This is a genomic window from Actinomycetospora aurantiaca, assembly GCF_037401875.1.
In the GTDB taxonomy this organism is placed as follows: domain Bacteria; phylum Actinomycetota; class Actinomycetes; order Mycobacteriales; family Pseudonocardiaceae; genus Actinomycetospora; species Actinomycetospora aurantiaca.
The window spans coordinates 22662-35954 of sequence record NZ_JBBEGN010000001.1 but is presented as its reverse complement, the minus strand read 5'-3'; the positions used below and the strand labels follow the sequence as shown (position 1 = coordinate 35954).

The 13293-nt window shown below is 71.6% G+C and carries 12 protein-coding genes; 4 read left to right on the top strand and 8 right to left on the bottom strand.

From position 1 onward, the window contains the following. The first annotated feature begins 8 nt into the window (after window positions 1–8). Both WCD74_RS00145 and WCD74_RS00140 read left to right on the top strand, forming a co-directional pair. Window positions 9–1763: an acyclic terpene utilization AtuA family protein gene (locus tag WCD74_RS00145; RefSeq protein WP_337692778.1), complete on the top strand. Its 1755-nt coding sequence runs from the start codon at window positions 9–11 to the stop codon at window positions 1761–1763. Further along, entirely contained in the window at window positions 1760–3241 is a 1482-nt protein-coding gene (locus WCD74_RS00140) for a CoA transferase (RefSeq protein WP_337692777.1), read from the top strand. Before WCD74_RS00145 ends, WCD74_RS00140 begins: the two co-directional genes overlap by 4 nt. On the opposite strand, the gene WCD74_RS00135 is transcribed toward WCD74_RS00140, so the two are convergent. From WCD74_RS00135 to WCD74_RS00120, 4 genes are all read right to left on the bottom strand, one after another. Beyond that, window positions 3229–3684: a protein-tyrosine phosphatase family protein gene (locus tag WCD74_RS00135; RefSeq protein WP_337692776.1), complete on the bottom strand. Its 456-nt coding sequence runs from the start codon at window positions 3682–3684 to the stop codon at window positions 3229–3231. The genes WCD74_RS00140 and WCD74_RS00135 overlap by 13 nt on opposite strands. 54 nt (window positions 3685–3738) lie before the next feature. Continuing rightward, complete coding sequence (locus tag WCD74_RS00130) at window positions 3739–5967, bottom strand: ABC transporter ATP-binding protein (protein WP_337692775.1); 2229 nt, start codon at window positions 5965–5967, stop codon at window positions 3739–3741. Between the two features lie 64 nt (window positions 5968–6031). Continuing rightward, on the bottom strand, window positions 6032–6172 hold the full coding sequence (locus tag WCD74_RS00125; protein WP_337692774.1) for a hypothetical protein: 141 nt from the start codon (window positions 6170–6172) through the stop codon (window positions 6032–6034). Window positions 6173–6318: 146 nt separating this feature from the next. Further along, window positions 6319–7533, bottom strand: a complete 1215-nt coding sequence (locus WCD74_RS00120) for an MFS transporter (RefSeq protein WP_337692772.1) — start codon at window positions 7531–7533, stop codon at window positions 6319–6321. Window positions 7534–7607: 74 nt separating this feature from the next. Here WCD74_RS00120 and WCD74_RS00115 point away from each other — a divergent pair, with 74 nt between their 5' ends. After that, on the top strand, window positions 7608–8225 hold the full coding sequence (locus WCD74_RS00115) for a TetR-like C-terminal domain-containing protein (RefSeq protein WP_337692771.1): 618 nt from the start codon (window positions 7608–7610) through the stop codon (window positions 8223–8225). On the opposite strand, the gene WCD74_RS00110 is transcribed toward WCD74_RS00115, so the two are convergent. Then, complete coding sequence (locus WCD74_RS00110) at window positions 8210–9376, bottom strand: alkane 1-monooxygenase (RefSeq protein ID WP_337692770.1); 1167 nt, start codon at window positions 9374–9376, stop codon at window positions 8210–8212. The genes WCD74_RS00115 and WCD74_RS00110 overlap by 16 nt on opposite strands. A 1984-nt stretch (window positions 9377–11360) precedes the next feature. Here WCD74_RS00110 and WCD74_RS00105 point away from each other — a divergent pair. Next, the gene (locus WCD74_RS00105) at window positions 11361–11567 is read left to right on the top strand and encodes a hypothetical protein (protein ID WP_337692769.1); all 207 of its coding nucleotides are present in this window, start codon (window positions 11361–11363) and stop codon (window positions 11565–11567) included. A 61-nt stretch (window positions 11568–11628) separates the two neighbouring features. Here the strand turns inward: WCD74_RS00105 and WCD74_RS00100 are convergent, their stop codons facing one another. The 3 genes from WCD74_RS00100 to WCD74_RS00095 form a co-directional block, all read right to left on the bottom strand. Continuing rightward, window positions 11629–12228, bottom strand: coding sequence for a tyrosine-type recombinase/integrase (locus tag WCD74_RS00100; RefSeq protein WP_337692768.1), 600 nt, complete (start codon window positions 12226–12228; stop codon window positions 11629–11631). Further along, window positions 12110–12544, bottom strand: a complete 435-nt coding sequence (locus tag WCD74_RS29890) for a site-specific integrase (protein ID WP_373696028.1) — start codon at window positions 12542–12544, stop codon at window positions 12110–12112. The genes WCD74_RS00100 and WCD74_RS29890 overlap by 119 nt, the downstream gene beginning before the upstream one ends. Before the next feature lie 352 nt (window positions 12545–12896). Beyond that, window positions 12897–13220 carry a hypothetical protein gene (locus WCD74_RS00095; protein WP_337692767.1) on the bottom strand — a complete coding sequence of 108 codons (324 nt, stop codon included), beginning with the start codon at window positions 13218–13220 and terminating at the stop codon, window positions 12897–12899. Window positions 13221–13293: the final 73 nt, after the last annotated feature.

Sequence of the window (13293 nt, the reverse complement as noted above, 5' to 3'; positions counted from 1 at the left end):
TGATCACCATGGCGGCCGTTCGCATTGCTAACTGTGCCGGGTGGTTGTGGGACCGGTCCTCCGGTCTGCGGGACGCGCTGGCGGGTCCCGTCGACGTGGTCACCGGGGATTACCTGGCCGAGCCGACGCTGCGGCAGCTGGCGCTCGAACGCACGAAGGACCCCGCGCTCGGCTACGCCCGCTCCTTCCTCGCCCAGTTCACCGACGGTGTGGACCTGCTGGTGGAGCGCGGGGCGAAGCTGGTCGTGGACGCGGGTGGGCTGAACCCGGCCGGCCTCGCCGACGAGTGCCGCCGCGTGCTCGCCGAGCGCGGCCACGCCCTCGTCGTCGCCCACGTCGAGGGGGACGACGTCCTCGGCCGCCTCGGTGAGTTCGGGGCCCTGGAGCACCTCGACGACGGCCGGCCGCTCGCGGAGTGGGGCCACGACCCGGGCACCGCCAACGCCTACCTCGGTGGCTGGGGCATCACCGCGGCGCTGGGCGCGGGCGCCGACGTCGTGATCACGGGCCGCGTCACGGACGCCTCCCTGACGACCGGGGTGGCCGCCTGGTGGCACGGCTGGGGCCTCGAGGACTGGGACGCGCTGGCCGGCGCGGTGGCCGCGGCCCACGTCATCGAGTGCGGGCCGCAGGCCACCGGCGGCAACTTCTCCGGGTTCACCGAGGTCCCGCGCGTCGACGACCTCGGCTACCCAATCGCCGAGATCGCCGCCGACGGCACCGCGGTGATCACCAAGCACGACGACGCGGGCGGCACCGTCACCACCGACACCGTCACCGCGCAGCTGCTCTACGAGATCCAGGGGCCGACCTACCTCAACCCGGACGTCACGGTCGACCTCGCCGACGTCGTCGTCACGCAGGAGGGGCCGGACCGGGTCCTGCTGAGCGGCGTCCGCGGCACCCCGCCGAGCCCGACGACCAAGCTCGCGATCACCGCGCCCGGCGGGTTCGAGTCGAGCGTCTCCTTCTACGCCACCGGACTCGACCTCGAGGCCAAGGCGGACCTCCTGCGCACCCACGTCGACCGGATCACCGCGCCGCTCGACCTCTCCCTGCTCCGCGTCGACCGGATCGGCACGCCCGTGGAGGACCCCCGCGACCAGTGGGCCGCCGCCCAGCAGATCCTCGTGACCGCGCAGGCCCGGGACCGCGGCCAGGTCGGCGCCGAACGCTTCATCGCCCCGCTGACCGGCCTGTTCCTGCCCGGCTACCCGGGGCTCTACGTCAACCCGCTCCGGGTCGCGAACCCCGTCGTCGAGTACTGGCCGACGCTCGTGCCGACCGGGGCCCTGCACCACGAGGTCGTCCTCGCCGACGGCAGCCGCGTGCCGGTGAAGGACACGCCGGTGCGCGCGGAGTTCCGAGGGCAGCCGCCGTCCGTGCCGGCCGCGAGCGGCTCCTCTCACGACAGAGCAACGAGCACGCCGATAGGGAGGCGTGCCCCGCTCGGGCTCGTCGCGCACGGCCGGTGCGGGGACAAGGGCGGCAACTCCAACGTCGGGTTCTGGCCGCGCGGGACGTCCGACGCGGCGTGGAACTGGCTGCGCGCTGCGATCACCACCGATTGGATCGCCGAGGTCTACCCGGGCGTGGAGATCGAGCGCCACGAGTTCCCCGGCCTGCGCGCCGTGCACCTGGTGATCCACGGGATCCTGGGGAAGGGTGCCTCGTCGAACGGCCGCCCGGACATCGCGGGCAAGGCCGTCGCCGAGTTCCTCCGCGCCCGGCACGTCGACGTCCCCGAGGAGCTGCTGCCGTGACCCTGACGCAGCGGCTGGAGCGCGCGTGGGCGCACCCGGTCGCCTCCGACGAGCCGTTCGACCTGCTCGGGGAGCTGGAGACGGTCCTCGGCGGGGTCGGGCTCTCGGCGGCGGACGCCGGCGGGGCCATCACGACGACGGGTGCCGATCCGGTCGTGCCCTCCCCGATGCGCGTCGGCGGGGCGGCGACCGTCGGGCTGCTCGCGAAGTCGGTGGCCGCCGCCGCGGTGCACCGGTGGCGCGGCGGGCCCGGCCAGGACGTGCACGTCGACCTGCGCCGCGCCCCGCACCGGCTCTGCCCGTTCTACGACCGCACGTGGGAGCGGCTGGGGCGCTACCCGGTGGGGTCGTCGCTGGAGACCGGCAACGCCATGGGGTTCTCGTTCTTCCGGTGCGCCGACGACCGCTGGGTGATGCCGCAGAACATGTACGCGGGCCTGCGCACCCGCGCCCAGGAGCTGCTCGGCGTGCCGCTGACGAAGGAGCGGGTCGCGGCCGCGATCGGGGAATGGACGGCGCTGGAGCTCGAGGCGGCGGCCGCGGAGGCCGGCGTCGTCATGCCGATGGTGCGCTCCCTGCCCGAGTTCCTCGCCTCCGAGCAGTACCCGCACCTCGCCGACCTCCCGCTGATCGAGGTCACGAAGGTGGCGGACTCGGATCCGCAGCCCCTGCCCGCCGTCGGGAACGCGCCGTTCGACGGGCTGCGGGCGCTCGGCATGGGGCACGTGATCGCGGGCGCGGGGTTCGGGCGGTCCTTCGCCCTGCACGGCGCGGACGTGCTCAACCTGTGGCGGCCCGGGGAGGGGGAGCACGAGTCGACGTACGCGTCGGCGAACGTCGGGATGCGCTCGGCCTGGCTCGACCCGCGCGCCGACCGCGCCGTGCTCGCCGACCTGCTCTCCGGCGCCGACGTCTTCTTCCACAACCGGCGGCAGCAGTTCCTGGCCGAGGCCGGGCTGACCCCGCAGGAGGTGGGCGCCGAGCACCCGGGGCTGATCTCGGTGACGGTGTCGCTGCACGGGCTGACCGGACCCTGGGCCGGGCGGCCCGGCTTCGACCAGTCGGCCGGGTCGGTGACCGGGATGATGCTGCTGGAGGGGTCGCCCGACCGGCCCCGGCTCCCGCCGATCCTGGTGGTCAACGACTACATCGTCCCGTGGCTCGCCCAGGCGGGGGTGGCGGCGGCGCTGCGCCGGCGGGCGGACGAGGGCGGCTCGTACCACGTGCACGTGTCGCTGACGCGGGTCGCGCTGTGGATCCTGTCGCTGGGGATCTTCGAGAAGGAGTGGGCGCACTCGGCGGCCGGGTCGGCCGGGGAGCACGAGTACCTGGACCCCGAGACCTTCACCGCCGCGACGCCGATGGGCGACTACCAGGGCGTCACCGACCAGGTGGACATGTCGGTGACGCCCGGGTCCTACGACCCGGTGCTGGACGCGCGCGGGTCGTCGGCCCCGGCCTGGCGTCAGAGCTCGTAGAGCAGCTCCAGGAACTCCGGGTTGTTCAGCGCGCCGTGCCGGGCCTCGCGGACGGCGGCGATCGCGTCGTCCGGGGTGTGGCCGTCGCGGATCAGCGACGCCGCGGAGAGCAGGCCGGACCGGTTCATCCCCGCTGCGCAGTGGATCAGCACCCGCTTGCCGGACGCCCGCATCGAGCGCACCAGGTCGGCCAGCGCGACCAACGTCTCGCGGTCGGGCTTCGGGCCGTCCTCGATGAGCCAGTGGACGTAGAACTCCACGTCCTCGAGCGGGGGCTCCTCGCCGGAGAGGTCGAAGACGGCGTCCCACGGCTCGCCGGGGCTGGGGTGGCCGGACTGCCAGAGACCGGGCACGACCTCGTTCGCCGGCCACGGGGGCGCCTCGTCGACCAGGTCGTCACGGAGATGGGCGGGGACGTAGCCCTCGAGGGGTTCAGAGCTCACCCGGTTCCTGTACCCGCTCCGCCCGCGGTCGCGCCCGAGGATTTCGGCGGTCGGTCACGGGCCGGGGTCCGGGCGCCGGTGCGACGGCGCGCCCGGGCGGCCGCCGACGAGGTCGGCGACGGTCCGGCGGCGCGGGGCGCCGGCGTCGTGCCGTCCCGACGACGGCTGCGGCCCCGACGCCGGGCCGCGCGGGCCGGGTACGGGGCCCCGCGGCGTCACGAGCGGGCCGTTCGTCACCGAAGAGCGTGACGAACGGCCCGGTCGTGGGTCCGGGGGTGGGGCGCCGTGACGCGGACGACGGGGCGTCGGGTGGCCCGGAGGCGGCGGCGCGACGGTGCCGGATTCCCTGGCACTGGGTGCAAGCAGTGCCGCATTGCTCGCACGGCCACTCACGGCGGTGCGGGCGGTGACGGCGGCCTCCGCCGCGGCGAGGGCGAGCAGGCGCAGCGGGTTCGTGACGGCGTCGGGGACGACCTCGACGGGACGGCGCGGCGGCACGGGTACCGGGCGCGGCGGAGCCGGGACCGGCACCGGCCCGTCGTCGGGAAGGGCCCCCTGCTGCGCCGCCCAGAGGTCGGCGTAGACGCCGGGGCGGGCGAGCAACTCGTGGTGGCGCCCACGCGCGACGATGCGGCCGGCGTCGAGGACGACGACGAGGTCGGCGTCCCGGGCGGGGGTGAGGTCGTGGCTGACGACGATGGTCGTGCGCCCGCCGGAGAGGCGTTTCAGCGGGTCGAGGACGGCGCGGGCAGTGGGGGCGTCGAGGCCGGTGGTGGGCTCGTCGAGCACGAGCACCGGCGAGGTCCGGAGCAGGGCCCGGGCGATGGCGAGGCGCTGGCGCTGGCCGCCGGAGAGGGTCGCGCCGTCCTCACCGATGGGCGTGTCGAAGCCCTGCGGGAGCTCGCGGACGAACGCGAGCGCGCCGGCGTCGCGGGCGGCCGCCTCGACCTCGGCGCGGGTCGCGTCCGGTCGGGCGTAGGCGATGTTCTCGGCGACGGTCAGGTCGAACAACATCGGCTTCTGCGGCAGCAGCGTGATCGCGTCGCGCACCGCCGCGATCGTCCGGTCCCGGACGTCGACGCCGTCGAGCAGCACCGCCCCGTCCTGGGGGTCCACGAACCGCAGCAGCATCCGGGTCAACGTCGACTTCCCGGCGCCGCTGGGGCCGGTGACCAGCACGAACCGGCCCGGTTCCACCGTGAGCGACACGCCGTCGAGCCCGGCGGAGTCGGTGCCGGGGTAGACGTAGCGCAGGTCGCGCAGCTCCAGGCGGCCTCGACGGACGGGGGAGGGGTCCGCGTCGGCGGCGTCGACGACCTCGGGCTCGGCGTCGAGGACCTCCAGGAGCCGCTCGCACGAGGCCGACGCCGAGGTGATCGTCAGGTGCAGCGAGCCGAGCTGGGACAGCGGCGGGTAGAGGTAGCCGAGGTAGGCCGCGAACCCGAAGAGCCCGCCGACCGTGAGCTCGCCCGAGGCGATGAAGGCGGCCCCGGCGACGAGGACGGCGAGCAGGGCACCGCTCTGGATGATCGTCGTGATCGGCGCGTAGACCATCTGCAGCCGGCTCTCGCGGGCCCGGGCGCGCCACCAGACCTCGCCGTGATGGTCCAGCCGCGCGCTCTCCACCGCCTCGGTGCCGTACGCCTGCACGAGCGGGAGGTTCTGCAGCGACTGCTGGATGGCGTTGCCGACCTCACCGGCCGCGGCCCGCTCGGTGCGCGCGGCGGTGCGGGTGAAGCGCCCGGTGATCCGGCTCGTCAGCCACATCAGCGGGGCGAGCGCGACGACGATCAGCGCGAGCTGCCACTGCACGATCACCGCGGCCGCGGCGTAGGCGGCCGCCGTGCCGACCGCGATCACCGTCGTGACGATCCCGGAGGAGGCGAGGGCCTCGACCCCGTCGATGTCGGTGGAGAGCCGGGAGATCAGGTCGCCGGTCGGGTGCCCGGAGAAGAACGACGGCCCGAGCCGCTGCAGGTGGGCGAAGACCTCGTGCCGCAGCCGGAAGACGAAGCGCTCCGCGGCCCCGACCATCAGCCACCCGCCGACGACCGACAGCACCCCGCCCACGGCCGTGAGGACCATCCAGTCGACCGCCGAGGGCCAGACCGCGTCCATGGACCGGGCGACGGTGGCGCCGTCGACGATGCGGGCGAACATCGTGACGACGGCGGTGTCGCAGGCCGTCGAGGCGGCCATCGCGACGAAGGCCGCGACGAGTTTCGCGCGGTCGGTCCGGGTGTAGGGCCAGAACCGCCGGAGGATCTCCCGGAGGGTCAGCATGGGCTTCGCTCGTGAGTACTTCCGGCGGCTATGGCCGCCGGAAGTACTCACGAGACGCAGTCACCTAGTCGTTGCAGCAGGACTTCGGCGTGCACTCCCGCTTGGGGGCGCAGTCCTGCGGCTTGCACTCGTGGCAGCCACAGCCGCGGTGGTGGTGGTGACGGTGCTTCGGGGGAGCGCACGCGTCGAGGAGCCGGAAGCTCATGATCGATCCTCTCGGGGGAAGGAACATCCCTCGCCGGACGGCGAGGCCCGGTCACGATCAGGTCACGAGCTGTGAGCCGGCTGTGCGTGGGCTGTCACCCCGTCGAGTGATGCGCACCTGTCTCTGTGAGCGCACCCATGGCGTGGTCAAGAGCCGGCCGCCGAGGTCAAGGAGGGTTCACGCGTCCCCCGGACGACGTTGATGGCGACGGCGACGAGGCCCAGCGCCACGACGACCCCGCCGTAGACCTCGGCGGCCGTCGCGAGCCCGACGAGCCCGACGCCGATCCCCGCGACGACCGCCGGCACGGAGAACGCGGTGTAGGAGATGACGTAGGCGACCGCGAACAGCTCCCCGCGCTCGTCGGGCGCCGCGATCTCGGCGAAGACGCCGAAGCAGGCGAGCGCCGCGGCGCCGAACCCGACCCCGGCGACGACCGTGCCCAGCCCCGCGACCACGACGGACCCGAGCGCCATCCCGCCCAGCGTCACCGCCGTCCCGACCGCGAGCAGTCCCGCGGCCGGCGCGACCAGCGAGCGCACCGGGCGGTCCCGGAGCAGGTAGGAGGTCAGCGCTCCCGTCCCGCAGAGCAGGGTCACGACGAGGCCGCCCACCAGCCGGGACTGCACCCCCAGCAGCGTCGAGGCGATCGACGGGCCGAGCGACATGTAGAGCCCGCCGAGCGCCCAGCTCGTGATGAGGACCGGGGTGATCGCGAGGACCTCGCCGCGCAGCCGGGGCGCCACCCCGACCCGCGGGATCAGCGACGACCACACCCCGGGCCGTCGCGTCGAGGTCTCGGGCAGGACGGCCACGACGACCGCCGAGACCACGAGCAGCGCCAGCAGGACGATCCACACCAGCCGCGTGGGAGCCGGGGCGAGCTGGATCAGTGCCCCCGCGCCGACCGCTCCCGCGGCGAGGCCCGCCAGGGTGCCGACCCCCGTGACCATCCCGGCACGGTGCGGCGCCTCGCGGGGGGCGAGGTCGACCATGGTGGCGCCGAGGGTCGTGATCGCGGCGCCGGTCGCGATCCCCTGCAGGACGCGCGCGACGATCAGCGCCGGGACCCCACCCGCCGTCAGGAAGACGACGAAGGAGACGGCCTCGAGAGCGATCGCGCCCGCGAGGACCGGTCGGCGGCCGACGTGGTCCGACAGCGCCCCGACGACGAGCAGCGCGCCCAGCAGGCCGAGGACGTACACCGCGAACACGACGGTCAGCGTCGCGGCGGAGAAACCGAACAGCTGCTGGTAGAGCGGGTAGAGCGGGCTGGGCACGCTGGAGGCGGCCGGGAAGAGCACGACGATGCCGCCGACGGCCGCGAACAGCCGCGCCCGGGTCCGATCCTCGGATCGCACAGATCGCTGCGTTTGCACGGGTCAACGCTAGCACGAGTTCAGCAACGATCATTGCGTTAGGTAGAGTCGGCTGCGTGAACGATGCGAGCGGGAGCCGCCCGGGCGGCCGGTCGGCCCGGGTGCGGGCGGCCGTGCACCGGGCGGTGGAGGACCTCGTCGCGGAAGGCGTGCGCACCGAGGACCTGACGATCCCGGTGGTCGCCACCCGGGCGGGCGTGCACGCGACCACGGTCTATCGGCGCTGGGGATCGGTCGCCGAGCTGCTGGCGGCCGTGGCGGAGCACCGGTTCACCGGCGACGTCGTGGTCCCCGACACCGGCGGGCTCGGCGGCGACCTGGAGCGCTGGGCCGGCGACGTGGCCCGCGACCTCGCCGACCCCGACGCCCTCGCCCTCATGCGCGCCTCCATCGGCGCGGGGGAGACCGCGTCCTGCGCCTGCACGGCCGACCGGCGCACGCAGATCGCGGCGATCCTCGACCGCGAGCGGGCCCGTGGGGGAGCGGTGCCGGACGTGGACGCGGTGGTGGACGGTCTGCTGTCCCCGCTCTACTACCGGGCCCTCTTCGAGCCGGTCGTGAGACGGAGCGGAGCGGAGCTCGACCCGAGGGCGGAGCACGACGACGGGCCCGTACCCGGGGATCGGGTACGGACCCTCGTCGGGAACCTGCTCGGGGCTCAGCTCACGCCGTAGCGGGTGCGCTTGCGCGGGAGGACGTTGGCCTGCGTGAGGTCGCCGTCGTAGTGGGCGCGGACCTTGGGGTCCATGATCGCCCGCCAGAGCGGCGGGATCACGGCGGCCACGATCATCGTCCCGTAGCCGCTGGGCAGCTGCGGGGACTCCTCGAAGTGGCGCAGCGTCTGGTAGCGGCGGACCGGGTTCGCGTGGTGGTCGGAGTGGCGCTGCAGCTGGTAGAGCAGCAGGTTCGAGACCGTGTGGTCGGCGTTCCAGGAGTGCCGCGGGTCGACGCGCTCGTAGCGCCCGTCCTCGCGCCGGCCCCGCTTGAGGCCGTAGTGCTCCAGGTAGTTCACGACCTCGAGCAGGCTGAACCCGACGACCGCCTGCACCACCAGCCACGGCAGGACCGCCCAGCCGAAGACGGCGACGAGCGCGCCGAACAGCACGAGGGTCATGGCCCAGGCGATCAGGATGTCGTTGCGCCAGGTCCAGTGCGACTTCTGGTGGCGGGCGAAGCGCTTCTTCTCGAGCTCCCAGCTGCTGGTGAGCGAGCCCCACACGCTGCGCGGCAGGAAGCTGAGCCAGAAGCTCTCCCCGAGACGGCTGCTCGCCGGGTCCTCGGGCGTCGCGACCCGCACGTGGTGGCCCCGGTTGTGCTCGACGTAGAAGTGGCCGTACGCGGAGCTCGCCAGCGCGATCTTGGACAGCCAGCGCTCGTTCTCCTCGCGCTTGTGCCCGAGCTCGTGGGCGGTGTTGATCGCGATCCCGGAGACCACGCCCATCGTCAGGGCGAGCCCGATGTCGCTCAGGAGACCCAGGTCCTGCGTGGCCCAGACCCAGCAGCTGAACACGAGGCTGACGTACTGCACCGGCAGGAACAGGTAGGTGATCCAGCGGTAGTACTTGTCGGCCTCCAGGCGCGCGCGCTCGGAGTCCGGCGGGTTGTCGTTGGTGCGGCCGATCAGCAGATCGAGCGTCGGCAGGACGACGAACAGGATGATCGGGCCGAGCCACCAGAACAGCTCCAGCCCGGTGGCGTGCACCAGGCCGTACGCCGCGATCGGCAGCGCCGGCATCACGGTGCCCAGCGGCCAGAGGTAGCGGCGCTTGTCGCGCCACGGCTCCTGGTCCTCGAGACGCTCCTCGCGCGCCTGCTCGATCGTCATCGTTCGGCCTCCTCGCGTTCCCCGGACACCGATAACCGTGACATGGTGTCGCACTAGAAACAAGACCGAGTTTTTGTCTCAGTTCGGGCACTTTGGTCGTGCCAGCCATGCGTCACTGCTGGCACCCAGTGCAAGGAAAGGCCGCATCGTCGGGGACGCCGAGTCGCCGCAGTGACGTCAGCGGCGTGTCGCATCTCCGCATGAGCACGTCGCCACTGACGTCACGTCGGCAGAAGCGGACGCATGAAGGTGCGCTCGTGGCGCAGGACGCAGCTGGACTCGTCGCGGATAGGGTCGGCCGCGACGAAGCAGCGGGACGACCGACAACGGAGGCAGACGACCGGGCTGTCGTTGAGGTAGTCCCCGGTCGGACCTGCTCCTTACCGAGTCCTTGCCCTTTGCTGACGGCCGCACCAGCTCCTTCTTCACCGCCCGGCCGAACCATGAGCCGAGGGGCCCTACGCGACGAACGCTAGGTCCGCTGCCAAGGAGAACTAGTGAGCTGACAGCGAACGGTTGCAAGCGATGACTCAGCAGATGTAGTACCGAACGGTTGGAGCGACGGCTCAACCTGGGCGCCTACCGACCGAAGCGAGACTCCGGCGAGACGACGTGATAACCCCTGTTATCGCTGCGTCCGCCCGTCTACGCAGCTCCTTCGCTTGTGACGACTGCAAGCGCTTCGGAGGTCGCGAAGATGCTGCGGACAGCTCAGCGTCATGGCTCCTTCGCCTAGGGGTTCGAGGCCGGCGGGCTACGGACGGCAATGATGAGGTTCGATCATAGTAATCAGTGGGCAGGTCCGAACGAGTTGATGGTTTAGGCCGTTGGAGTGGCCCAATGACGGAAGGCAGGAAACTTTCATGACACTTTGTCATATGGTGAAGAACCTGCAGCCGGACCAGATAAGGCGGGGCGTCGAATGACCATACTTCCGGTTCCGGGGATCGGGGCGTCGCGACCGGTGGTTGCCGGCCTGGACGGCACGCCCACAGAGAGCTCCGATAACGTACCCACCTCAGTGGAGCTTGGCGATTGGGTTCAAGAGCAAAGCTCTATGAGCTGGAACGCTGCAGTGCGAGCCGGCTTCGCTGTTGCAGAGCTTTCCACGAGCTACAACAGGAAGGTGTTTCTCGGCTCATTCAGTCGCTCCGCTTCCGTGTATAGGGCCGACGAGGAATTCGTATATGGAGTCTCCCTGCGTCTCTTGGTCAGCGTCTCCTCGTTAGACGCTTCGGCTTCACTCACTCTCCCGATTGTCGCGGCGCAGGCGCAGCTTGGTAGAGTTGAGGCAAGCGCTCGCTTGTCACTGGTGGGATTTCGCGACAATGCAGTAGGCACGCTCATCCCACCCTTGTCGGAGTTCAATGTCACTGCGTTTGGCGAGTACCTCGAAGCGGCTACCAAGATACAAGCGTACGTGGGGGCGCACTCGGAGTCGATTGCACCCACATTGCTAATGAGGCGAAGCCGAACAGCTCAACCCTTCGACTTCAACGAGAGTATCGGTGTCGTACTTGCTCTACGGTCGATCACTGCAGGAGACTCGCTCCAAGCGGCCGTCGAAAATAACTCAGACGTCGCGGGCATCGAGGAGGTCATACGATCTACCTACTCGCAACTTGCTCCGAACCTTCTGCCAGAACAGGCGCCAACCGGGGCGATTAAGCTCGACGCTGAAAGGGCGCTCGGTCCGCTGAGCTAGGAGGCGTGCATCGCGTGCTGCGGCTCGCGAGGCAGAGCTTTGATACGGGCAGGGGCGTGGAACGCAGCTGAAGTCGTTGTAAGATCTTCGGCCACCGTGATAACTCCAACTATCGCGGCACCGGCGATCGTCCCTGGCCTGCTGCGTCTCCACGAGCCGGATGTTGTCGTCCCGGCGTCGATGGGCCTGCGGCGACGGCGCGGGCGCCGGTGTAGGCCGGAGGGAGCGACTCGAGCGGAGGCCGTTCGGCACGCGTCCGGAGGCTCTAGGATCCGCTCCATGACCTCGTCCCTGCGTACCCTTGAGCAGCGCCTGCGGGCGGTCGAGGCCCGACTGACCGAGGTCGGGGGCGGGTACGGCGACACGCTCTACGAGCTCCGGCGCGCGAGCGTGCGCAACGAACTGCGTCTCGGGCGGGTGCTGGAGCATCTGGCGATTAGCGACGTGACAGACGACGAGGTCGACGAGGCGCTCGACGCTGATTGAGCGGACGTCGTTCCTCGAGGCACTGCTCCCTCACGTCGGGCCGCCGTCTGAAATTGGGGCCTCAGTGAGTGTCAGCCACTTGGTTAGGGCGTAGGTGGGGGGAGCGGTCCAGGTCCTCGCGAGCGCGGTCGTAACGCCGGGTGGTGCGGGCGTCGCGGTGCCCGGCGAAGTCCTGGACGTCGCGCAACGGTGCGCCGGCGTCCAGAGCGAGGGTGATGGCGGTGTGGCGCAGCGAGTGCGGGGAGAGCTTCGCCCATGACTCGATCGCAGCCTCGCGAGCAGTGCGGCGCACCAGTACCCAGACCGCCTTCGGGGTCAGCCGTAGCCCGGTGCGAGAGGCGAACAGCGGCCCGGCCAGCTCGGTCTGATCACAGTCCTCGACAGCGGCGCGGTGCTCGAGATAGCGGTGCACCGACTCGACCGTGCGAGGGGCGAGGGCGATGCGGGCTCGGCGGCCACCCTTGCGGCGGATGGTCAGGGTGTCGTGTACGTCCTCTCGACCGGGGTGGCGGCCAAGGTCGATCACGTCGGCCCTGAGGAGCTCATCGACGCGGAGCGCGTTGTGCAGGAGCAGACGCAGCATTGCTGCGTTCCGGCGCCGTTGGGGTCCTCGGCTGCGGTCGACGGCGTCGAGTAGGGCGACGGCTTCGTCGCGGGTCAACCCGAGGGTGGGGGGGGTGTTGAGCGTCGACGGCGGGGCGTCGGACCGCGGCCGCGGGGTTGGTGCGGGCGATGTCGAGGTCGTCTTGGTCGAGTAGGAAGCCGTAGAACGAGGACAGCGCGGACAGTCGCCGCCCGGCGGAGGTGGGAGCGGCGCCGCCGTCGAGGAGGTGGGCGAGGTAGAGATCGACCTGCACCCGGCGCGCCCGCAGGGGGTCGACCTCCCGTGCGGTGCACCATCGCTGCCAGAGCAGCAGGTCGCCGGCGTAGGCGCGGCGTGTCCTCGGTGATCGGAATCCGGATAGCCAGCCGCTCACGAGCAGCCGGACCCTGACGTCGGTCCACAGCGCGGCAGGCAGGTACTCGTCGGCGAGACCACCGAGCAGCTCCGGGGGCGGCGCCGAGCGCTGCTCCGGGACCCGAGCAGGTACCCGCCGATCATCACCGGCCGCGTGCTCGTGGTTGCTGTGGCCTGTGGTGCTCACGAGGCTCGACGCTAGGACCGAGATCTGTCAACGCGGTGACCCGGGGCCCTCTGACCTGCGTCGATGCCGCGATAATTACGCCCACGTGACCTCGACGCGAAGGCGGCGAACCTGGACGAAAGCTGGCAGGTCGGCAGGATGTCGATCTCGGGACCGACACGGCACGGCGGCTGTGGTCCGCGGGTTAGAGGAGATCGACTTCTAGGTCGGGGTGGACGCGACGGAGCCGGTCTGGGTCGCTGGAGATAGCGGGCCAGCCGCGTTCCTGGCAGATCGCTGAGACCCAGGAGGCGACCGGGTCGAAGAGGCCGTGACGTTCCCGAGCCGCGTCGATAGCAGCGCGAACAGCTGCGGCGGGCTCATCGAGTACGAGGACCGTGGGCTGGCCCAACAGGACGTCGATGTCGGCGCCGTGGTTGGGCAGGGCAAGGAGGGCCTCGGATACCACGGCGGAGGGGACGAGCAGGGTCACACCGAGCTCGGAGGCGATGGTCGACCAGCTCGCCATGGCCAGTCCGCCGCGCGCCCAAGATGCGAGCGCGCTCGCATCGAGAACCTTGCCTCCGGCGAGCAGCGGTGGC

Excerpts from the sequence above, each read along its gene's own strand:
- WCD74_RS00145 (WP_337692778.1), top strand. The coding sequence starts at position 9 with ATGGCGGCCGTTCGCATTGCTAACTGTGCCGGGTGGTTGTGGGACCGG.
- WCD74_RS00130 (WP_337692775.1), bottom strand. The coding sequence starts at position 5,967 with ATGCTGACCCTCCGGGAGATCCTCCGGCGGTTCTGGCCCTACACCCGG.
- WCD74_RS00125 (WP_337692774.1), bottom strand. The coding sequence starts at position 6,172 with ATGAGCTTCCGGCTCCTCGACGCGTGCGCTCCCCCGAAGCACCGTCAC.
- WCD74_RS00110 (WP_337692770.1), bottom strand. The coding sequence starts at position 9,376 with ATGACGATCGAGCAGGCGCGCGAGGAGCGTCTCGAGGACCAGGAGCCG.
- WCD74_RS00105 (WP_337692769.1), top strand. The coding sequence starts at position 11,361 with ATGACCTCGTCCCTGCGTACCCTTGAGCAGCGCCTGCGGGCGGTCGAG.
- WCD74_RS00095 (WP_337692767.1), bottom strand. The coding sequence starts at position 13,220 with ATGGCGAGCTGGTCGACCATCGCCTCCGAGCTCGGTGTGACCCTGCTC.